At 43.9% G+C, this 22,056-nt stretch carries 16 protein-coding genes; 12 read left to right on the forward strand and 4 right to left on the reverse strand.

Annotation, left to right across the window (positions count from 1 at the left end; genetic code table 11):
- Nucleotides 1-51: 51 nt before the first annotated feature.
- From murQ to V6B33_RS03300, 4 genes are all read right to left on the reverse strand, one after another.
- The gene (gene murQ, locus V6B33_RS03285; protein WP_334216295.1) at nucleotides 52-960 is read right to left on the reverse strand and encodes an N-acetylmuramic acid 6-phosphate etherase; all 909 of its coding nucleotides are present in this window, start codon (nucleotides 958-960) and stop codon (nucleotides 52-54) included.
- Nucleotides 957-2,033: a DUF871 domain-containing protein gene (locus V6B33_RS03290; protein ID WP_334216296.1), complete on the reverse strand. Its 1,077-nt coding sequence runs from the start codon at nucleotides 2,031-2,033 to the stop codon at nucleotides 957-959. The genes murQ and V6B33_RS03290 overlap by 4 nt, the downstream gene beginning before the upstream one ends.
- Nucleotides 2,034-2,099: 66 nt before the next feature.
- Complete coding sequence (locus V6B33_RS03295) at nucleotides 2,100-3,479, reverse strand: PTS transporter subunit EIIC (protein WP_334216297.1); 1,380 nt, start codon at nucleotides 3,477-3,479, stop codon at nucleotides 2,100-2,102.
- Between the two features lie 176 nt (nucleotides 3,480-3,655).
- The gene (locus tag V6B33_RS03300; protein ID WP_334216298.1) at nucleotides 3,656-4,384 is read right to left on the reverse strand and encodes a GntR family transcriptional regulator; all 729 of its coding nucleotides are present in this window, start codon (nucleotides 4,382-4,384) and stop codon (nucleotides 3,656-3,658) included.
- A gap of 245 nt (nucleotides 4,385-4,629) precedes the next feature.
- On the opposite strand from V6B33_RS03300, the gene nagA reads away from it, so the two are divergent.
- The 12 genes from nagA (at nucleotide 4,630) to nagE (ending at nucleotide 22,044) form a co-directional block, all read left to right on the forward strand.
- The gene (gene nagA / locus V6B33_RS03305; protein ID WP_334216299.1) at nucleotides 4,630-5,829 is read left to right on the forward strand and encodes an N-acetylglucosamine-6-phosphate deacetylase; all 1,200 of its coding nucleotides are present in this window, start codon (nucleotides 4,630-4,632) and stop codon (nucleotides 5,827-5,829) included.
- On the forward strand, nucleotides 5,826-6,566 hold the full coding sequence (nagB, locus tag V6B33_RS03310; protein ID WP_334216300.1) for a glucosamine-6-phosphate deaminase: 741 nt from the start codon (nucleotides 5,826-5,828) through the stop codon (nucleotides 6,564-6,566). The genes nagA and nagB overlap by 4 nt, the downstream gene beginning before the upstream one ends.
- Before the next feature lie 129 nt (nucleotides 6,567-6,695).
- Nucleotides 6,696-7,742 (forward strand): tRNA 2-selenouridine(34) synthase MnmH, encoded by a 1,047-nt coding sequence (gene mnmH / locus V6B33_RS03315; RefSeq protein ID WP_334216301.1) that lies wholly within the window; start codon nucleotides 6,696-6,698, stop codon nucleotides 7,740-7,742.
- 69 nt (nucleotides 7,743-7,811) lie between these two features.
- On the forward strand, nucleotides 7,812-9,209 hold the full coding sequence (locus V6B33_RS03320) for a sigma-54 interaction domain-containing protein (protein WP_334216302.1): 1,398 nt from the start codon (nucleotides 7,812-7,814) through the stop codon (nucleotides 9,207-9,209).
- A gap of 276 nt (nucleotides 9,210-9,485) precedes the next feature.
- Nucleotides 9,486-10,811, forward strand: coding sequence for an acyclic terpene utilization AtuA family protein (locus V6B33_RS03325; RefSeq protein WP_334216303.1), 1,326 nt, complete (start codon nucleotides 9,486-9,488; stop codon nucleotides 10,809-10,811).
- On the forward strand, nucleotides 10,804-11,136 hold the full coding sequence (locus tag V6B33_RS03330; RefSeq protein WP_334216304.1) for an AtuA-related protein: 333 nt from the start codon (nucleotides 10,804-10,806) through the stop codon (nucleotides 11,134-11,136). The genes V6B33_RS03325 and V6B33_RS03330 overlap by 8 nt, the downstream gene beginning before the upstream one ends.
- Before the next feature lie 59 nt (nucleotides 11,137-11,195).
- The gene (locus V6B33_RS03335; protein WP_334216305.1) at nucleotides 11,196-12,485 is read left to right on the forward strand and encodes a CitMHS family transporter; all 1,290 of its coding nucleotides are present in this window, start codon (nucleotides 11,196-11,198) and stop codon (nucleotides 12,483-12,485) included.
- A gap of 258 nt (nucleotides 12,486-12,743) precedes the next feature.
- Nucleotides 12,744-13,094 carry a MerR family transcriptional regulator gene (locus tag V6B33_RS03340; protein ID WP_334216306.1) on the forward strand — a complete coding sequence of 117 codons (351 nt, stop codon included), beginning with the start codon at nucleotides 12,744-12,746 and terminating at the stop codon, nucleotides 13,092-13,094.
- A complete protein-coding gene (locus tag V6B33_RS03345) occupies nucleotides 13,087-13,551 on the forward strand; it encodes an SRPBCC family protein (protein ID WP_334216307.1) in 465 nt (154 codons plus the stop codon). Before V6B33_RS03340 ends, V6B33_RS03345 begins: the two co-directional genes overlap by 8 nt.
- A 479-nt stretch (nucleotides 13,552-14,030) precedes the next feature.
- Entirely contained in the window at nucleotides 14,031-18,617 is a 4,587-nt protein-coding gene (gene gltB, locus V6B33_RS03350) for a glutamate synthase large subunit (protein WP_334216308.1), read from the forward strand.
- A gap of 144 nt (nucleotides 18,618-18,761) precedes the next feature.
- Entirely contained in the window at nucleotides 18,762-20,249 is a 1,488-nt protein-coding gene (locus tag V6B33_RS03355; RefSeq protein WP_334216309.1) for a glutamate synthase subunit beta, read from the forward strand.
- Nucleotides 20,250-20,592: 343 nt separating this feature from the next.
- Nucleotides 20,593-22,044: an N-acetylglucosamine-specific PTS transporter subunit IIBC gene (gene nagE, locus V6B33_RS03360; protein ID WP_334216310.1), complete on the forward strand. Its 1,452-nt coding sequence runs from the start codon at nucleotides 20,593-20,595 to the stop codon at nucleotides 22,042-22,044.
- The last annotated feature ends 12 nt before the right edge of the window (nucleotides 22,045-22,056 follow it).

Genomic DNA, 22,056 nt, shown 5'->3' on the forward strand with positions numbered 1-22,056 from the left:
GAAAGAAAGAATGACCCTATCACACGATAAGGTCAGTCCCCTGAAAATCGTTTATTGAGCACGATGAAAAGCAGCAACAGCTTCTCTTAAATGACCTGAGTGCTCATGAAGTAATACTGTCACTTCGGTCCCTTTGAGACCTGTCATGATCTGCAGGATGGCCGCTTTCGTGTTGTTGTCCTGTTCGGTCAACGCTGAGCTTGCTTCTTCGTCTGAGACGCCGGTAGCTGTCTTGACAATGTTTTCTGCACGTTTACGAAGTTTCTCGTTAGTCATCTGGACATCGACCATGAGGTTGCCGTACACTTTGCCGGTTTTAATCATGGAAGCGGTGGTCAGCATGTTCAGTACTAGCTTCTGGGCAGTGCCCGCTTTCATGCGTGTTGATCCGGTCACCACTTCAGGGCCGACAATCGGTGCAATCGTGTAAGAGGAGATCTTCTCCATTTCAGAGTCTTTGCTGCATATAACGGAGACTGATGCAGCGCCGATTTCGTTCGCATATGAAAGCGCCCCGATGGTATAGGGGGTTCTCCCGCTGGCAGCAATCCCGACCACGACATCCCTTGCAGTCAATCGGATATCAACTAAATCCTGCTTGCCCTGTTCACTGTCATCTTCAGCGCCTTCTATCGCTTCTGTTGTCGCTTCTTTACCGCCTGCAATGATTCCGATCACCATTTCCGGGTCCGTGCCGTATGTTGGCGGGCATTCTGAGGCATCCAGTATGCCAAGGCGGCCAGATGTTCCTGCTCCAGTATAAATTAATCGGCCGCCTTCATTGAAGGCTTGTACAATTCGGTCGACCACAGAACTGATGGCAGGGATTTCTTTTGCAATCGCATTAGGAACGAGAAGATCTTCCTGGTTGATGATCGAGATAATTTCTTCTGTCTCCATTAAATCGATGTTTAGCGTCTTGGGGTTCTGCTGTTCAGTGTTTAATTTCGTTAGATTCATATCTTATCCCTCACTAGTAGTTGAAATTTTCCTCCGGCTTTTATTTCTTGCATCAGGGGAAGGTGTTCCGGAATGACTTCACCAATCACATTCACTTTATCATCTCTTTGTAAGTCCTTTTTGACGATTTGAAGTTCGCCTGAATATCTTCCGTAGTATTCATTGTCGACGGTGACAGATCCTATACGTCGCTTGATCTGGTTATGTGGCGCAATCCGGATCCCTTTCCGGGCATAGGAGCGTGATTCCACTGACCTGATGACGTCCCGCGCAGGATCCATCCGGTTGGTATGAATACAGGTCAGCAGCGATGTGTAATCCGAGCCGGGGTGCAGATCGATGGTTATGGGGATGATTCCCTTATTGATCAAACTGAGTTCTTTTAGGGTCTTCTCATTTGCAGCCGGATCTCCGATGAGTATTTTATCGGTGAATCCTGAATATTTTAATTGTGCTGCTGCAAAAGCAGGAGATGCATGACGGTGCTGTTCCAGGGTAGGGAGACCTTCAAAGAGCGGTCCGCGCAGCGTTTCATTACCCGGGATGAACGCCATCGTGGTGATGCCTTTCGATTTCAGCATACTATTTCTTTCGATTAAGAAATCAAGTTCCAGTCCTGTTTCCGGACGGGGGTAGAAATTATGCCAGGCTTCCACGTTTTCCACATTTAATCCTTTTTCGATCCAGCTGTCAAGCTCTGATTCAGATACGGTACTTGCATTTATACCGGTTTTCATGAGTTTGGACAGGCTGACGATTTCATCAGCAGTAAAGCCATAGTCCACCCTAATTCCAGCAAGGCCCCACTCCAATAATTGTGGAAGTGTACTCCAGTCGAGGCCAAGATGCCCCAGCGACAGCGGTGATACATCAGCCAGCAGTTCCATGTGATGCGTTTTCGCGAGGGAGCCCAGCTCTTGAAGCAATTCCTTATATGTGTCCGGGTTATCTTCGGGTATATGAAGGGAAGTGAAGATGGACCGAAAACCATGAGAGGAGGTTTTCTCTATCCATTCAGCATTTTTCTTCCTGTTTTCTTCTTTCAAATAAACGGAAATTCCAAGCATGTTCATTTCACACTCCAACTAAAACGTAAAGAAGGAGGAAGATCCTCCTTCTTTACTATAATATGAATCTACTCAAATATCCTTTGCCATTTCTTCATTGAATCCAAACATCCATGTGAAGATGAAACCGAATACGTAGGCAATCAGCACGCCCGCCAGATATAGAAGGATTTGTCCGTCATCCATTAGGAAGGCAAGAGGGATACCGGATACTCCGATGGCGATGGTTGCCGTTTTAAAGACAGCCTGGAATGCTCCACCTACAGCTGCGCCGAGACAAGCTGTGATGAATGGACGGCCAAGCGGGAGGGTGACTCCGAAAATAAGCGGCTCGCCAATTCCAAGGATTCCAACAGGAAGCCCGCCTTTGATGACTTTTCTCAACCTTTGATTCTTTGTTTTAAAGTAAATCGCAAATGCAGCACCTACCTGGCCGGCACCACCCATCGCAAGGATCGGAAGCAATGGATCATTTCCGATTGTATTGATCAATTCCATATGAACTGGAGTCAATCCTTGATGAAGTCCTGTTACAACCAATGGAAGGAATGTTCCTGCAAGGATCAGACCTGCAAAGAAACCTCCCATATCAATAAGGCCGAGTAATCCTTCTGTGATGAGATCCGAAACGAATCCTCCTACAGGCTGAAGTATGAGTAACGTAGCAAACCCGGTGATCAGCAATGAAACAGTCGGTGTCACGATGATATCAACTGCGGATGGAACAACTTTCCTGATTCTCTTTTCAAGAAACGCAATGAATGCAGCAGCGAGCATAACACCGATCAGGCCGCCGCGTCCCGGTACGAGTGCATCGCCGAATAAGGTGATGTTTGCAAGTCCAGGATTGATGATCAAGATCCCGGCAGCACCACCAAGTGCAGGTGATCCGCCAAATTCCTTCGCCGTATTAATACCTACGAAGATGGCAAGGTAACCAAATAAGCCCCAGCCGATTAAGTCTAATATCTGGATGAATGTAGACTCGGGATTTGCACCTGAGCGAATGATCACATTCGTAAGTCCGGCGATTAATCCGGAAGCCACGATGGCAGGGATCAATGGAATAAATATACTCGCAATCTTTCTCAGGAATAACTTAAAAGGAGTGGCGTTCTTTTTCTTTAAGTCGGATTTCGTACGGTCCGCAAGTCCTTCGAAAGAAAAGTCCTCGACTTCATCCTCGTCCACAGATGATACGGATTTTCCTGTTAATGCAGATACTTCAGCAGCAACTTTCGTCACAATACCAGGTCCCAAAATGACTTGGAGTGTTTCTGCTTCGACAACTCCCAGCACCCCATCAACTTTTTTGATGCCTGCCAAATCAACCTTGCTCTCATCGATCGGCTTAACGCGCAGACGCGTCATACATGATTCCAGCGCAGCGATATTGCTCGGTCCGCCAAGAAGCTCGGTTATTTCTCTGGCCAATCTTTCTTCCTTCCGCATATAATTCTCCCCTTTGTAATAAAAATGTAGTAATAAAATGAATTCGCTTACAAAGTATCATATCAACTATTAGTATAGATGTCTATACCATTTTTACCAGGAAAAGAACTAGCTTTTAAGAAAAGTAGATAAAAAAACTCACCTGAAGGATCATGATGTCTCTCAGGTGAGTTTTTTTATCGTAACCGCTCAATGTTCATCTTGTATTTATATTTATCTCCCCGATAAGTTGACTTTACCAGTTCGAAAGGAGCGCCGTCGTCCTGGAAAGTTTCCCGCTGGATAAATAAAACAGGCTCGCCAAGCTCAAGCTGCAAATGCTTGGCATCGTCTTCAGTGGCGGCGGAGGCTTCGATTGTTTGGGAGGCATGGCCCAGCTTTATTCCAATTTGCTCCTCTACATATTGATACAACGATTTCGATAAAATCTCCTGGCTGAGTCCGGGAATCAGCTTCACCGGTATATAACTTGTCTCGATGGCCATGGGTTCACCATTTGCCAGCCGGATCCGTTTGATCTTGTAGACCAGATCCTCACCTTGTAAAGAGAAGTGATGGACCAATTCTTCGGTGGGACTGGACAATTCGAAGTGAATGAGCTTGTTGCCGGGTTCAAAACCCCTACTTCTCATATCTTCACTGAAAGAAGTCAGTCCATGGAGGGATTGTTCGAACTTATGATGGGAAACATAAGTTCCGCTGCCTTTTTTTCGATATAAAAGGTTCTTGTTCACCAGGTTCGTGATGGCCTGCCTTACGGTCATACGGCTTATATTGAATGATTCGGCCAATTCTCTTTCAGAAGGGAGCACATCACCGGGTTTTAATCCTCCAGAGTCGATCAACCCTTTTATATGTTCTTCAATTTGGTAATACAGAGGTAATGGGGACTGTTTATTTACCACGTTCGCTGTCACCTTCCTACGATATTTATATAAATCTTAGAGTGCATTTGAGTTCTTAATCACAAACATATTACCATTCAAAATGAAGTGATGTCTATACCAGTCTGTGGTGGGCTGCTAATTTTCATCGTAAATTAATAGGTATAATAAACTTAAATTATGAAAAATGGTAATTGGTATAGACAACTATGCGTTCAAGATGATACAGTCAAACTAGATCATGATAATGGAAGGGAAGAGGAAATATGTTCACACGCCCTGTTAACTATATCATTCGAAATCAAAAAATTTATGCGCAAAATAAAGTCATTGATAATGGATTTATCAAAATAGAAAGCGGGACCATTTCAGAAGTAGGCGAAATGACCAGTCTCAAAAATGATGAAGGATTTACCGGGATCTCCCTGCCGAAGAACACATCGGTGATTCCCGGCATGATTGATGTCCACATTCATGGTGTCAACGGTGCAGATATAATGGATGCTACCTCAGAGGCACTTGACACGATGACGGTATCCTTACCAAAGGAAGGGACGACAAGCTTTCTCGCGACGACGATGACGGAGTCGAAAGAAAATATAGAAAAGGCGCTCGTCAGTACGGGAAATTATATCGATCGTCACCAAAAAACAGGAAGGGCAGAAATCCTCGGTATCCATTTAGAGGGTCCATTCATCAATAGCGGCAAAGCTGGAGCACAGCCTTTGCATCATATCGCAGTACCGTGTGTGGATACATTTGAAAGCTGGCAGGCGACTTCAGGAAATCATATCAAGCTGGTGACACTGGCACCTGAAATGGACAAAGAGCATAGTCTCATCCAGCATTTGAAACAACAGGGGATCATAGCGTCGGCAGGTCATTCCAATGCTTCTTATGATGAGATGGGTGAAGCGATCGACAAAGGTGTATCTCATGTAACGCATCTATTCAATCAGATGTCAGGCTTTCATCACCGTGAACCCGGAATCGTTGGAGCAGCGTTCAATCGAGGGGAAGTAATGGTGGAGCTGATTGCTGATGGCATTCATGTCAGGCCGGAAGCGGTAGATATTGCCTTTAAGCAGATCACAGGGGACAGAATGATTCTCATCACTGATTCCATGCGTGCAAAATGTCTGAAAAACGGTCAGTATGATCTTGGAGGTCAGATGGTAACCGTTAAGGACGGCATGGCAATGTTAGACGAGGATACGCTCGCTGGTAGTGTGCTCGAGATGAAATCCGCCTTTAAGAATATCCAGAAATTTACCGGATGCCCGATAGAGGAAGCGATCAAGATTACTTCTGAAAACCCTGCTAAACAACTCGGCGTCTTCAACAGGAAAGGAAGCATAACTTGGGGTAAAGACGCCGATCTCGTCATTCTGGATGATCAACTGAACGTGTTTATGACGATTTGTAAAGGGGAAATTGCTTATGAAAGAGGGGTTGATGACGTGTGAGAATCATTGAAGTGTCTGACTATAAGCAGATGAGTGTAAAAGCAGCACAGCACGTGATCGGTAAAATTATGAAATCGGATTGTCTGACCCTGGGTTTGGCAACCGGCGGGACCCCAACAGGACTATACGGGGAACTCATTGAGGACCATCATGTGAACGGCACCTCCTACAAGTGTGTCAACTCCATTAATCTCGACGAATATATCGGACTCTCGAAGGAGGATCCGAACAGCTATTTTCAATATATGTGCTCGAATCTGTTTTCACATATTGATATTGCCCTGGAGAATACGCATATCCCCTCCGGTATGGCCACAGACCTCCAAAAGGAATGCGATCGATATGAGAAATTGATTGAAGAGACTGGGGGTATCGACCTTCAGATTTTGGGAATCGGCGAAAACGGTCATATCGGATTCAACGAACCAGGAACATCATTCCAATCAGGTACACATCTGGTGGAACTCACCGAATCGACAAGGGAAGCCAATGCCCGTTACTTTTCTTCAATTGATGAAGTGCCCCGTCAGGCCATTACGATGGGCATCTCTACCATCATGAAAAGCAGGGAAATCCTTCTGCTCGTTTCAGGAAAATCAAAGCAGGATGCCATGAAGAAACTCCTGGAGAATGAAGTAACAGAAAGTTTCCCTGCATCTATTCTCAGAAACCATCCCAACGTCACGATCATAGCGGACAAAGATGCATTAACAATGGTCCAGCACCTTCACCGATAGAGTGAGGGTGTTTTTTTATGTCCAATCCGATAGAAAATGACGGTTGAATAGATTAGTATAAAAGTAAGCTTATTACATATAAAAATTCTGACCATACTGGACTTACAAATCAAAAAGAGGTGAAGCAACTTGTTCAAGGAAATGGATATTGATGAATTACTGAATTCAGAGAGCGATGAATTTGTCTTGGTTGATGTACGCTCCCCTTCAGAATATGAAGAAATGTCGATACCGGGAAGTTACAACATTCCCGTCTTCAACGATGAAGAAAGAGCGGAAGTAGGGACCCTTTACAAACAAGTGAGCAAAGAGACTGCAACGGACAGAGGTCTTGAACTCTTTTCCGCAAAGCTCCCTGCCTTCATTAAGCAATTCAAGGAGCTCCCTGGTAAGAAAGTGGTGTACTGCTGGCGGGGAGGGATGAGAAGCAAAGCGGCAGCAACATTCCTCGATCTGATGGGGTTTGAGACGCACCGGATCAAGGGAGGGGTGCGAGCCTATCGCCGGTGGGTGATGAAGCAGCTTGAAACACTTGAAATGAAACCGAAAGCATTTGTCCTGAACGGGGGTACCGGTACAGGCAAGACAGAAATTCTACACAGATTGCAAAGCGATAGAATTCCGGTCCTTGATATTGAAGGGCTTGCCAATCACCGAGGCTCTGTATTCGGAGGCATAGGTCTCGCACCGCATAATCAGAAAACCTTTGACTCGCTCCTCGTCAGGGAGATCACTCGTCTTGAACAACACCCCTTTGTCATATTCGAAGCGGAAAGCAAACGCGTCGGCAAAGTTCAACTGCCTCCGTTTCTTTTGAATAAAAAAGAACAGGCGACGCACATCTTCATAGAGCTCCCTATTAAAGAAAGAGTCGCGCACCTCATGAAAGAATACCGGCTTCATGAGCATCATGAAGAATTCACACAAGCGTTCAGAAGAATAAAACGCCGTATTCACAGCCCGGTCGCAAATACAATCGAGGAAGAACTGAAGAACGGAAATTACGAATATATCCTCGAACTGCTACTCGAATACTATTATGACCCCAGATACATCCATACTGCAGGAAAGTACGCAGAGGATCAGAAAATCATTTTGAAAGTGAATAGTATTGATGAGGCGTCAGAGAAAGTGAAAAGACTTCTTATAGATGAAAAGAATATAATTAGAGTGTAAATTGAATGTTAGGTAAAAGACGATGGTAAAGTATCTGAATGAATAATCTTCATAAAGGCGGTGAAGAAGATGGCGGAGGCGGTATTAGATGACGTTTTCCCTGGATTAAATGGAAGTGAACAAAATCAATGGTTGAGAGCTGCAATTATGTCTATTCATGATGGAGTCCTCATTATTGATAAGGAAAGAATTGTAAGACTGATCAATCCTGAATATACAAGGATAACAGGGGTATCACCAGAAGAAATTATCGGGAAGGAGCTAAGGAGCGTTCGTCCCAAAGCACAGCTTGGAGAAACGTTGAAAGACGGCAGAACCAGAGTCGGTATATATCGGAAAGAAGGCGAAGTTGAGTACGTAGTCGATATGGCCCCAATTCTGCTGAATAATGAAATAATCGGTGCTGTTTCAATATGTAAAGGGCTTACAGAGGTGCATAAGCTTTCGAAGGAACTAAAAAAGAATAAAGAAAAAATAAGTCAGTTAAAACAACAGATGAATTCACTATATGAAGCTAAATATACCTTTGAACAAATTATCGGTGTTAACGGAGGATTACAGGAAACCATACGCTTAGGGAGTAAGGCGGCCGAATCTGATTTACCGGTCCTCATTTCCGGAGAAAGCGGCACGGGTAAAGAACTTTTTGCGCAGGCAATTCATAACGCAAGCCATCGTTACGGAAGTCCTTTTGTTCCTGTGAATTGTGCAGCAATTCCTGCTTCATTAATTGAAAGCGAATTGTTTGGTTATGAGGAAGGTACATTTACAAGTGCTAAAAGGGGGGGCAAGATGGGTTTATTTGAAGTGGCAAATGAAGGAACCATTTTTCTTGATGAAATTGGCGAACTCACCTATGAACTCCAAGCCAAGCTTTTACGGGTTTTAGAAGAAAAGAAGGTACGCCGGGTAGGTTCAACAAGGGAAAAAGTAGTAAATGTAAGAGTTATAGCGGCAACAAATAGAGATTTGCATCAATTAATTGAAAAAAATCACTTTAGAGAAGATTTGTTTTACAGACTGAATGTATTGCATCTGCATCTAAAACCGCTTCGGGAAAGAAGGGAGGATATCCCTGAAATCATTCAGTCTATATTAGAAAAAAGCAATTATAATAACCCTTCTAAATATATACTGGACGATGCTGCATTGAAAATACTTCAGGAACATGATTGGGTGGGCAATGTAAGAGAGCTTAAAAATGCATTGGATTATGCGATTTGTATGACTGAAGATAGAGCCATCAAACCTCGGCATTTACCGGAATCTCTCTATAAAGAATCAATTGATGGGCAAATGATTAAATCTTTAAAAGAGACGATTGATGCAGCAGAAAGGGAGAAAATCATCTCCACCTTCAAACAATACGGATATGATCTTGAAGACAAAAAGAAAGTTGCAAAAGTATTGGGAGTCTCATTGGCTACCCTTTACAATAAAATGAAGAAGCACAGGATCAATCACTAGTGGGATTCTAAGAAATTAGAAAAAGGATATTCTTCATTCCAATAATTTAGAAAATTTTGTGAATGCGTTCGGTAAAGGGTTTGCAGAGAATCATTATTAATTTCTAAATTAGTAGAAATTCATTTTAGAAAACGCTTTCATTAAGCGTTTTTTTTATTGGCACGAAAATTGCATAACGAATAAGTAGTAATAATTTTCTTATTCAAAAGAAAGGAGGATAAAAAAAGTCGCATTATTGGTTCATGGAAAATCAAATTACTTACTGAGGTGTTAACAATGTTGAAAATAGGCAGTGGTGCAGGTTTTTCAGGTGATCGTCTAGACCCTGCAGTGGACTTAGTGAAAAAAATAGATTTAGATTATTTAATGTTGGAATGTTTGGCTGAAAGAACAATAGCCATTGCACAGAAAGAAAAACTTCATGATCCTTCAAGGGGCTACGATCCATTATTAGAAGAAAGAATGTATGCATTACTACCAGAATTAGACGTAAAACGGTTTAGAATCATTTCTAATATGGGTGCAGCAAACCCTAAGGCTGCAGCAATGAAAATAGTAGAAATTGCAGAAAAATTAAATATATCAATCAAAGTCGCTGCTGTAACGGGAGATGATGTGTTAAACAAGTTATCCGGCAGCTTTGCTCTGTTAGAAAATGAAAAGACGGTAAATGATATCACTCATAAAATTTCTGCTAATGCCTATCTCGGAGCAGACTCCATTCTTCCTGCATTAGAAAGTGATGCAGATATCATTATCACTGGCAGGGTTGCAGATCCTTCACTTGCATTGGCGCCAATGATTCACCACTTTGGCTGGGACTTGGACAATTATGAATTACTTGGAAAAGGTACTGTCATCGGTCACCTATTAGAATGTGCAGGTCAAATTACAGGTGGTTACTTTGCTGATCCGGGGTTAAAAGAAGTACCGAATCTTGAAGAACTCGGTTTTCCTTATGCAGCGATACATGCTGATGGAAGTGCCGTAATCACGAAGCCGGACAATACGGGGGGAGTGGTAAATCTTCAAACAGTCAAGGAGCAGCTGCTCTATGAAGTTCATGATCCAAGTCAATACATTACTCCAGATGTAAAGGCGGATTTTAGTACAGTATCATTAGAAGAAATTGCAAGGGACCAAGTACGGGTGACAGGCGGCAGTGGTAAAGAGAAGCCTGAAACCTACAAAGTATCTATTGGGTATCAGGCTGGCTTTATAGGGGAAGGAGAAATATCTTATGCGGGCAGTACTGCTATTGATAGAGCAAAGCTGGCAGAAGAAGTCATAAAAAAAAGGTTAGGCAATGCAGATGGCATAAATGAATTGAGGCTGGACTTAATTGGGGTTTCATCCATTCACAGAACATCATTTGATGAGTACAGACCTTATGAAGTCAGGTTGCGTGCAGCTGTTCTAGTTGAAAACGAAGTACTAGCAGAAAAAGTTGGTAACGAAATTGAAGCATTATATACGAACGGTCCATATGGAGGAGGAGGAGCCCGGAAAAAAGTTTCAGAGTGTATAGGAATTGTGTCCACCTTTCTTTCAAGAGAAATTGTTGATTTGGATAGAAAAGTAGAGGTGTTTAAAAATGACTAAAACGATAAAACTTTATGAGATTGCCCACAGCAGAACAGGGGATAAAGGAAATATCATTAATTTGTCCCTTATTCCATACATTGAGAAAGATTATGAATTCCTTAAGGAAATTGTAACGGCAGAAAAAGTGAAAATGCACTTGAAAGATATAGTGATGGGTGAGGTTACAAGATATGAAGTCCCATCTATAAAGGCTTTTAATTTTGTATGCACAAACAGTCTGCTTGGAGGAGTGACGACTTCAGTTTCCCTGGATACTCACGGGAAAAGTTTCAGCAGTGCTCTTTTAGAGATGGAAGTGCAATTTCCAATTGAATGTGACTGACTTTCTTGTTGCGGGATGGGGAGTACTTGATATTGATTTGAAATTACAGGGGGAGAATTATGTTATCATTATTCGGATTTTTAACAATAGCAGTCTTCTTATATCTTATTTTATCAAAGAGAGTTTCGGTTATTGTAGCGCTCATATTAGTTCCCTTAGTTTTTGCGCTGCTTGCAGGGTTTACAAAAGAATTAGGGAAGCTGATGCTGGATGGGATTGTAGGTGTGGCACCGACAGGGATCATGTTAGGGTTCGCCATCTTGTTTTTTGGTGTTATGAATAATGCAGGATTGTTTGATCCAATCATCTCCAGAGTATTAAGACTTGTAAAAGGGGACCCTTTAAAGATTGTAGTTGGAACTGCGGTAATTGCAATGCTTACGCATTTAGATGGATCGGGAGCCTCAACTTTTTTGATTACCATTCCAGCACTATTACCTCTATATGAAAGACTCGGAATGAGCCGTCTTGTATTAGCCGGTATGGTTGCCCTCGGGGCAGGTGTAATGAATTTATTGCCGTGGGGTGGTCCGACAGCCAGAGCAGGTACGGCGTTAGATATTGATCCCGCAGTTATATTTAATCCATTGATTCCAGCCATGATAGCAGGGGTCATATGGGTCTTGTTTGTTGCGTACTACCTGGGAAAAAAAGAGAGAAACAGAATTGGCATCCAAGATTTCCAATATGATTTCCAAAAAGAGTTGTCCAAAGATGAAATGAATATGAGAAAACCCGGATTATTCTGGTTTAATTTACTCTTGACCATCTTTACGATCATTGCCCTTATAAAAGTCTGGCTTCCTCTTCCTATTGTATTCATGGTAGCATTCGCTATTGCTTTAATAGTTAACTACCGTAAGTCGGAAGAACAACAAGAACAAGTAAGACTTCAAGCTTTGGGTATGGTTACAGTAGTTTCAATTATTTTTGCTGCTGGTATTTTCACTGGCATTCTTTCAGGTACTGGAATGATTGAGGCTATGGCTCAGTCATTAGTAAGTATCATTCCTGAGGGGGTGGGTGGAGCGATGTCCATATTAGTGGCTGTTTTAGCAATGCCGCTTAGTTTATTGTTTACCCCGGATGCCTATTATTTTGGAGTCCTTCCGGTTCTTAGCGAGACAGCAAATATCTATGGGGTCGCTCCGGTAGAAATGGCACGGGCTTCAGTATTAGGACAAATGACAACAGGGTTCCCATTAAGTCCGTTAACAGCTTCTACATTTTTACTGATTGGATTGGCCAGAGTGGAATTGGCCGACCACCAGAAGTTCATTTTTAAATGGGCGTTTGGAACAACCATTGTAATGACAATAGTTGCAATTATTACTGGGGTTATCATCTGATACTTATGAAACGACAAACCCTGTCGAATACATTTTATTTATTTCCTGGAAAATGTCGAATTTGATAAAAAATGTAGTATATTCCTATCTCTTTTAGGCCGAAGAGATAGGTTTTTTATGTGCTAAGCTGGTTCCGGCTGGTGATTGAAGTGCAAGACGAAGACGCCATCGGGAGAAGTGACCAAAGTAAAACTATAAAGAAAATATTGACCATGTAGTGCACAACATCGTTTATCATCATAGTAAGAGGTGGCCAAAATGTACAAGGTAAGTGAGTTTTCAAACATGACCGGTCTGAGCAAAGAGACAATGCGCTATTATGCTGATATCGGATTGCTGGAGCCGGTCTATATCGATCCACACAACAAATACCGCTACTATGATAACAATTCGTATCTTGTTGCGAGATTATTGGTGTACTTGAGGCGATTCAATTTTACCATTCAGGAAATGCTGGCTGTTGTAAATGATGAATCATTTGATAACCTCGAGAGGTTGATCAGGGAAAAGAAAAGAAATTTAGAAGCAGAAGTAACACGTCTTCAGGGAATTATTGAAGAGATGGATGATTTTTTTGAACTGGGAATAGGAGATGAGCAAAATGATTAAATGGAACGAAGAACGTATCATACCAGTAAACATTGAAGAAATTTGGAACTTGTTTAAACTCGAAAACATTCAGCGGATCATGCCGAATGTAGTAGAAAATAAAGTATTGGAGCAAAAGGAAGGCGTGGTGGGAACAAAGATTCAACAGAAATACAAAGAAGGAAAACGTATAGAGACGTATATAGTAGAAGATTTGGAATATGATAACATGCCAAAAAAAAAACACAATAAAATTGGATTCACCTTGGCAAAGGCATTTGAAATCGAAGCCAGTTTTACGCTTGTTAAGATTGATGAAGAAGAAACCAACTTTATTTACAGTGGTCAGAACAAAGGATTGAACTTCCTTGGCAAAGTCCTGTTAAAACTGGGAGGCGAGAGAAACAACAACAAAGTAGTCACTGACTTTATGGATCGTGTAGAGAGTGAATCATTAAAAGAGAAAAGGAGAAAATAACCCCATCAATCGGGGTTGTTTTTTTTTGTTTAAGTCTCTATACACTCAGTGTATTATAATGTTTGGGCTACACTAAAAGCGGCTATATAATATTGAATTAACAGCGGATTTATTACTAGGTACCGTAAAAAATCATCAATGAAATTTCGTCCCTTAAAAAAAAAATTCATAGAAAATTTTCACATAAAAATTCAAAAGAGTTAATAAGTATGTATCCTCCTTCAAGAGATTTTTGAAAACGATTTCTTTATTGAAATAGCAAGGTTTTAAAGTTTTTGAAAATTTAGTAAAATGGTGAATTTCCTTTCTTGTTTTCTTCTTGATATTCGACAAATATCGATGTTTAAAGGGTTAAAACCGTTGACTAAATTTTTCGTTTTTTCTATTTTTCATGATATACTAACAAAAATTAAGAAAATTCGATTAAAAGATTTTATTATCTTTCAATAATGGTAGTTAAGAAGAGGGGGACTTTATGTATGAAAAATAATCTTCCTGTAGCGCAGGGATTGTATGATCCGGCGCATGAACATGAAGCATGTGGTATCGGAATGATTGCCAATATAGATGGCAGAAAGTCACACAATATCGTCCAGAACGCAATTAATATCCTTTGCAACCTTGAGCACCGCGGCGGACAATCCGCAGATACAAGCACTGGTGACGGGGCTGGTATCCTTACACAAATTCCTCACAGGTTTTTCAAAAAGCAGTGTGAAAAAGAGGATATTATCTTGCCGGGCGAAGGTGAATACGGAGTAGGGATGGTCTTCCTTCCCGAACATTATGATTCGCGTATGCAAAGCAAGGAATTATTCGAACGCATCATCGAAGAAGAAGGACAGAAGACGCTTGGATGGAGACCTGTTCCGATCAATGATTCCTTTGTAGGGAAAGTCGCTTCCAAATCGAAGCCGTTTATCAGGCAAGTGTTTATAGGTGCTTCTGCTGATATGAAAACAAGAATGGATTTTGAACGAAAACTTTATGTAATCCGAAAACGGATCGAGAAAGAAACATCAGAGATTGAGGAACTGAAGGACGTATACTTGTGCAGCTTATCTTCCACAACCATTGTATACAAAGGGATGCTCATTCCCGAACAGCTCGATTCTTTTTACATCGACCTCAATCACCCTGAGTTCCAATCCGCACTTGCACTGGTGCATTCCCGCTTCAGTACGAATACATTTCCAAGCTGGCAGCGATCACACCCTAACCGATATACCATCCATAATGGAGAATTCAATACATTAAGAGGAAACGTCAATTGGATGAGAGCGCGTGAACAGCTATGCCATTCAACTGCTTTCAGTGAAGAAGAACTTGAGAAAATTCTCCCGGTCATTGATGAGACGGGCAGTGACTCATCCATGTTCGATAATGCATTCGAGTTCCTTCACTTGTCTGGAAGGTCGCTTGCACATACAGCGATGATGATGGTGCCGGAGCCATGGGAAAATGATGATACAATCCATCCGAAGAAAAAAGACTTCTATGAATACCACAGCTGCCTGATGGAGCCGTGGGACGGACCGGCAGCCCTCGTGTTTACAGATGGTAAACAGATCGGGGCATGTCTTGACCGTAACGGACTTCGGCCGGCAAGGTATTATGTAACAAAAAATGGCATGATTGTTCTCGGATCTGAAGTAGGGGCACTTGATATCTTTGCTGATGATATTGTCTACAAAGATCGTCTTCAGCCTGGGAAAATGCTTCTTGTCGATCTGGAGAAAGGAAGAATGGTCCCGGATGAAGAAATCAAACTCAGAGTGGCAAATGAACAGCCGTACAGACATTGGCTGAATAACAATAAAAAAGAACTGAAGGACCTTCCTGAATCTCCATTTGGTCCAGAAATCTACACGTCTGAGGAAATATTGATCCAGCAGCAGGCGTTCGGATACACAACCGAGGAAGTAAACAAGCTCATCAAACCGATGGTAACCGATGGGAAAGATCCGGTCGGTTCGATGGGGTATGATTCACCCTTGGCAGTACTGTCCAAGAAACCTCAACTGTTATTTAACTATTTCAAACAATTGTTTGCACAGGTCACAAACCCGCCAATCGATGCTATCCGTGAGCAGATCGTCACTTCCGTGGGAACGACGATCGGGGCTGAAGGCAACCTCGTGAACCCTGGTGCAGAAAGCTGCCGTCATATCCGTTTGGAGACACCGGTATTAACCTGTGAAGAGCTTGAAAAACTTCGTTATCAAAACGAAGAAGGATTCAAAGCGGTCACCCTGTCTACCTTATTTAAGGCAACCGAAGAAGAGGGCCAGCTTGAAGGAGCGCTGGACCGCATGTTCGGAGAAGCTGATGCTTCCATTAGAGAGGGAGCGACATTGCTGATTCTGTCTGACCGGGGAGTAGCAGCGGAACGTGCAGCTATTCCTGCATTATTGGCTGTTTCCGGACTCCATCAACACCTCATCCGTCAACGGACTCGCACGAAAGTCAGCATTCTCGTTGAATCCGGGGAGCCGAGGGAAGTTCATCACTTTGCCACCTTGCTTGGATACGGTGCTGAAGCCATCACACCATATCTTGCATATGAATCACTGCGTGAGCTTGTGAATAAAGGTGAGCTTCAGCATAAAACTCATAGAGAAGCTGTGAAGACCTATGTGAAAGCAGCAACCGATGGAGTCATGAAGGTCCTCTCGAAAATGGGGATTTCAACCATCCAAAGTTACCGCGGAGCTCAAATTTTCGAAGCGATCGGGATCCATAAAGAAGTGATCGACAAATACTTCACGCGGACTTCCTCAAGATTGGGCGGAATCAAGCTTGATATCATTGAAAAAGAAGTGCTTATGCGCCACCGCAGAGCTTATGTCGATAGAAAAGACTACAACCGAACATTGGAATCAGGGGATGAATTCCAATACCGTAAAAATGGGGAAGATCATCAATACAATCCAAGTACGATTCATACCCTTCAACAGGCATGCAGAACGAATAACTTTGATACGTTCAAGAAATATTCTGCGATGCTGACTGATGAGAAACAAAACCTGCAATCCCTTCGCGGACTTCTTTCTTTTAAAGAAAGACAGCCGGTTCCAATCGAAGAAGTTGAATCGGTGGAAGAAATCTGCCGGCGATTCAAGACAGGGGCGATGTCATTTGGTTCGATCAGTCAGGAAGCACATGAAGCACTGGCGATCGCCATGAACCGTATCGGCGGACGAAGCAACTCTGGTGAAGGCGGCGAGCATCCAAACCGATTCACTCGTGATGAAAGTGGAGACCTTCGCCGGAGTTCGATTAAGCAGGTTGCTTCCGGACGTTTCGGAGTGACTAGCCATTATCTTGTCAACGCAGATGAAATTCAAATAAAAGTAGCACAAGGCGCGAAGCCTGGCGAAGGCGGACACCTGCCAGGCAAGAAGGTTTATCCATGGGTGGCAGAAGTGCGTGGATCCACTCCGGGAGTGGAGCTTATTTCACCACCACCTCACCATGATATATACTCCATCGAAGATCTTGCAGAATTGATCCATAACCTGAAAAACGCAAACCCGCAGGCACGGATCAGCGTGAAACTCGTATCGGCTGTCGGTGTCGGGACAATAGCTGCAGGTGTGGCAAAAGGCCGTGCGGATGTAGTGTTGATCTCAGGATACGACGGAGGGACGGGGGCTGCTCCGAGAACAAGCTTGAAGCATACCGGTCTCCCTTGGGAAATCGGACTTGCAGAAGCACATCAGACCCTGTTGCTGAACCGCCTGCGTGACCGCATTGTCGTGGAAACAGACGGGAAAATGATGACCGGACGCGATGTTGTTGTAGCTTCCCTGCTTGGCGCGGAAGAGTTTGGCTTCTCAACTGCACCGCTTGTTGTCCTTGGATGCGTCATGATGCGCGTATGTCATATGAACACTTGTCCTGTCGGTATTGCGACACAGGATCCCGAGCTTCGCAAGAAATACATGGGCGACCCTGAACATGTGGCGAACTTCATGAGATTTGTTGCACAGGAAGCAAGGGAATTGATGGCACAGCTTGGATTCAGAACGATCAATGAAATGATCGGACGTACAGATGTCCTTCAATCAAATGAAGCAATTGACCATTGGAAAGCGAAAGGACTTGATTTATCTGCGCTTCTACACCAGCCGGATGTACCTGAGAAAGTGAGCAGGTATGCTGTCAGAAAACAGGATCACGAACTTGAGAAGACATTTGATTACCAGGAACTGATTCCAAGATGCCGGAAAGCGATTGAGAATAAGGAGCCGATTGAAGTCTCGACTGCCATCCGGAACATCAACCGTGTAACAGGTACGATGCTTGGAAGCGAAATTACGAAGCGCTACGGTGCAGAAGGCCTGCCGGAAGACACGATCCGTTTGAAGTTCACGGGTTCGGCGGGGCAGAGCTTTGGAGCCTATATTCCGAAAGGATTGACCTTGAGACTAGTCGGGGATGCGAATGACTTCGTAGGAAAAGGATTATCAGGCGGTAAGATCATCGTTCATCCTGATCCTACATCCACGTTTGTGCCTGAACGGAACACCATCATCGGAAATGTATCGTTCTACGGTGCCTCTGCCGGGGAGGCGTACATTTACGGAATTGCCGGAGAACGCTTCTGTGTAAGAAACAGCGGTGCGAATGTAGTCGTAGAAGGCGTCGGTGATCACGGTTGTGAATACATGACCGGAGGCAGGGTGGTCATCCTGGGCCGTACAGGGCGGAATTTTGCGGCAGGAATGTCCGGTGGAACCGCCTATGTATTGGATGAGGACGGAACATTCAGTTCCCGCTGCAATAAGGAGCTTGTCCTTCTGCAACCACTATTCGATCCGGAAGAAACAAAGGAAGTATATGATCTGATTCAAAACTATGTTAATTATACAAATAGTGCGAATGGGAAGAAGATATTGGCTAATTGGGACGCGTATGTGTCCAAATTTGTACGGGTGATTCCGAAATCCTATCTGAAAATGAAAGAAAGAATTTCAGAACTGGAAAACAGCGGATTAGAGAAATACGAAGCTGAAATGACAGCCTTCGAAGAAAGCACAAAAATATTAGAACCGGCTAAATAAGAAAAGCGAAAGGGCTTTGGTCAGAAGCGGGTGGCATAAGACGACTCGGACACGAAGGCGCCCTTTGCCTTCTTGGCCGATTTGGCTTATGACATGTGCCTCTAAGCCCTGTAGCTGGACAGTTAAAAAAGGAGGGGGATATGAATGGGAAAACCAACTGGTTTCATGGAATATAAGAGACAGCCGCTGGATGAAAGGAATCCTGCCGAACGGACGAAAGACTGGGATGATTATACCCTCCCGCTTTCCGAGGAAGAAGTCAAAAAGCAGGGGGCGCGGTGCATGGATTGCGGTGTCCCTACCTGTCAGTCCGGTATGGAACTTGCAGGGGTCACGACGGGGTGCCCAGTTTATCATCTGATTCCAGAATGGAATGACCTGGTGTATCAAGGGCAATGGAAAGAAGCATTAAAGCGCGAGCATGAAATGAATAATTTCCCGGAATTCACAGGTTTTGCTTGTCCGGCACCTTGTGAAGGAGCATGTGTCCTTGGCATCAATGAACCTCCTGTCGCAATCAGGACGGTGGAAAGGTCCATAATTGAGAAGGGGTTTGAAGAAGGATGGGTCGTACCTCAGCCTCCTGAGATCCGGACGGGTAAACGGGTCGCGGTAGTAGGTTCCGGACCGGCAGGGCTTGCCGCCGCAGCACAACTGAATAAAGCAGGTCATCTGGTAACCGTATTCGAACGAAATGACCGAGTGGGCGGTTTATTAACCTATGGAATTCCTGAAATGAAGCTTCCATATTCTATTGTAAAGAGACGTGTGGATATTCTGGAAAAAGAGGGAATTACATTTATTACCAATACAGAAGTAGGCAAGGACATTTCCGCTTCGGAATTGAAGAGTGAATTTGATGCGGTCATCCTTTGCGGGGGAGCGACGGTTCATCGTAATCTGGAGGTGGAAGGCAGAAACTTGAAAGGTGTCCACTATGCAATGGACTTCCTGCACGCCAACACGAAGAGCTTACTGGACTCCAATTTCGAAGATGGGAACTTTCTATCTGCAGCCGGGAAGAATGTAATTGTCATCGGCGGGGGTGATACCGGTACAGATTGTCTGGCTACGTCCATTCGACATAACTGCAAGAGCCTGACTCAATTCGATATATATGCGAAAAAAGGATCCATCCGGGACGAAGTGGGGAACCCCTGGCCGCAGTATCCGGTCATCCACCGTGTGGAATACGGACAGAAGGAAGCGGAAGAAGTATTCGGTCATGACCCCCGTGCCTATGCAGTCATGACGAAGAAGTTCGTCGGGGACGAAGAAGGGCATATTAAGGAAGTGCATACGGTGAACGTTTCATTGAAAATCGATGAGAACGGCAATCGTATACGGGAGGAACTTCCCGGCACGGAAAAAGTCTGGCCTGCCGACCTTGTCCTTCTTGCGATAGGCTTCAGTGGTCCGGAGCAAGGTCTGTTGAAGGGGCTTGAAGTTGAAACGAAAAGCAACACAACTGTCGATGCAGAGTACGATACCTACACAACAAATGTTGAAGGTGTCTTTGCAGCAGGAGACATGCGAAGGGGCCAAAGTCTGATCGTATGGGCGATCAATGAAGGACGCGGGGCAGCGCGGGAATGCGACCGCTTCTTAATGGGAACAACTGAACTACCATAGTTGAAGAACGGACCTCCAGGGAATCATCCTTGGGGGTCTATTTTTGATAAAAGAATCATTCGAAAAAAGCCTTGCCATTACCAGAATTTTCTATTACTATTCTACTAAGCCATAAGTCTCTTTTCTCCTGTGTTTTTTAAGGGGAAAATGGATGAAAGGGTTTTCATTTAAAAATACATATGATTCTAAACTCGTACACTTATGAATAGTTTCTACTAGGGGAAGTTTTGTCCGGGGCAGGGCAAAACTTCCTGCCTCCACAAGACGGTAAGTGATGTCAGTGATATTCATAAGTTGGCCGAAAAGAATCAGCGGAGAACTCACAAGATAGGGGGAAAAGAAAATGATGAAATATTTACAAAGGATCGGACGGTCACTGATGCTTCCGGTTGCCGTTCTTCCGGCGGCTGCGATTCTGATGGGAATCGGGTATTGGATCGATCCAACAGGCTGGGGTGCAGAAAGTCCGGTTGCGGCATTCCTGATTAAAGCCGGTTCATCGATCATTGATAACATGTCTGTTTTATTCGCTGTCGGTGTTGCTCTTGGGATGGCGAAAGCAAAGGATGGATCTGCTGCACTTAGTGGACTGGTCGCGTTTCTCGTCATTACGACACTGCTTTCAACAGATGCAGTAGCATTGCTGCAGGGAATAGACCCTGAAAGTGTAAATCCTGCATTTGGAAAAATAGAAAATCAGTTTGTCGGGATTATCTCAGGTCTTGTTGCAGCCAGCATGTATAATCGTTTCAGTCACGTGAAACTGCCGGATGCGCTCGCTTTCTTCAGCGGCAAACGACTGGTGCCGATCATGTCTGCAGTGGCAATGCTCGTTGTATCGGGCATCATGTTATTCGTTTGGCCGGTTATCTATACGGCACTTGTATCATTCGGTAAGGAAATCAGTGACCTGAGCTTCGCGGGTGCAGGGTTGTATGGATTCTTCAACCGATTACTTATTCCAACCGGGCTTCATCACGCCTTGAATTCGGTATTCTGGTTTGATGTGGCTGGAATAAATGATATCGGAAACTTCTGGTCAGGAAAAGGGGAGAAGGGTGTGACCGGAATGTATCAGGCTGGATTCTTCCCGGTCATGATGTTTGGATTACCGGCAGCTGCCCTTGCTATGTATCACGCTGCGAAACCTGCAAAGAAAAAGCAAGTGGCATCACTTATGCTTGCAGCAGGCTTTGCGTCATTCTTCACCGGGGTTACTGAGCCTCTCGAGTTCGCATTTATGTTCGTAGCACCGGCTCTTTATGTTGCTCATGCAGTGTTGACAGGTTTTTCACTGGCTATTGCGTCCTTCTTCCAATGGACAGCAGGGTTTGGATTCAGTGCCGGATTCGTCGACTTTGTATTGAGTTCAAGACTTCCGCTCGCGAATATGCCTTATATGCTGCTCGTGCAGGGTATCATATTTGCATTCATTTATTACTTCCTGTTCCGATTCCTGATTGCAAAATTCAATCTTATGACGCCTGGACGAGAAGAGGATACTGAAGAAGGTGCGATTTCGAACCCTGTCTCCCAAGGTGACCGTTTCGCTGCGATGGCTGCTGAGATATACGCTGGGCTTGGTGGAGATGCGAACGTAACATCCGTTGACAACTGTGTGACCCGCCTGAGAGTGGAAGTCAAGGATATGGATGCGGTTGATCAACAACGAATCAAGGCCACTGGTGTACCTGGTATCAACATTGTCGGAACCAACTCGATTCAGGTAGTCGTCGGAACCTCCGTCCAGTTTGTGGCGGATGAGGTTGAGAAAATCCGGACTCAAGGCGTTTAAGATTCTTTTTAG

The sequence above is a fragment of the Mangrovibacillus sp. Mu-81 genome (assembly GCF_036867415.1).
In the GTDB taxonomy this organism is placed as follows: Bacteria; Bacillota; Bacilli; order Bacillales; family Bacillaceae_B; genus Rossellomorea.

Coding starts and splice junctions, on each gene's coding strand:
- nagE (WP_334216310.1), top strand. CDS start 20,593: ATGATGAAATATTTACAAAGGATCGGACGGTCACTGATGCTTCCGGTT.
- V6B33_RS03330 (WP_334216304.1), top strand. CDS start 10,804: ATGACTAAAACGATAAAACTTTATGAGATTGCCCACAGCAGAACAGGG.
- V6B33_RS03355 (WP_334216309.1), top strand. CDS start 18,762: ATGGGAAAACCAACTGGTTTCATGGAATATAAGAGACAGCCGCTGGAT.
- V6B33_RS03320 (WP_334216302.1), top strand. CDS start 7,812: ATGGCGGAGGCGGTATTAGATGACGTTTTCCCTGGATTAAATGGAAGT.
- V6B33_RS03295 (WP_334216297.1), bottom strand. CDS start 3,479: ATGCGGAAGGAAGAAAGATTGGCCAGAGAAATAACCGAGCTTCTTGGC.
- V6B33_RS03325 (WP_334216303.1), top strand. CDS start 9,486: ATGTTGAAAATAGGCAGTGGTGCAGGTTTTTCAGGTGATCGTCTAGAC.
- nagA (WP_334216299.1), top strand. CDS start 4,630: ATGTTCACACGCCCTGTTAACTATATCATTCGAAATCAAAAAATTTAT.
- V6B33_RS03335 (WP_334216305.1), top strand. CDS start 11,196: ATGTTATCATTATTCGGATTTTTAACAATAGCAGTCTTCTTATATCTT.
- murQ (WP_334216295.1), bottom strand. CDS start 960: ATGAATCTAACGAAATTAAACACTGAACAGCAGAACCCCAAGACGCTA.
- V6B33_RS03340 (WP_334216306.1), top strand. CDS start 12,744: ATGTACAAGGTAAGTGAGTTTTCAAACATGACCGGTCTGAGCAAAGAG.
- V6B33_RS03345 (WP_334216307.1), top strand. CDS start 13,087: ATGATTAAATGGAACGAAGAACGTATCATACCAGTAAACATTGAAGAA.
- gltB (WP_334216308.1), top strand. CDS start 14,031: ATGAAAAATAATCTTCCTGTAGCGCAGGGATTGTATGATCCGGCGCAT.
- V6B33_RS03290 (WP_334216296.1), bottom strand. CDS start 2,033: ATGAACATGCTTGGAATTTCCGTTTATTTGAAAGAAGAAAACAGGAAG.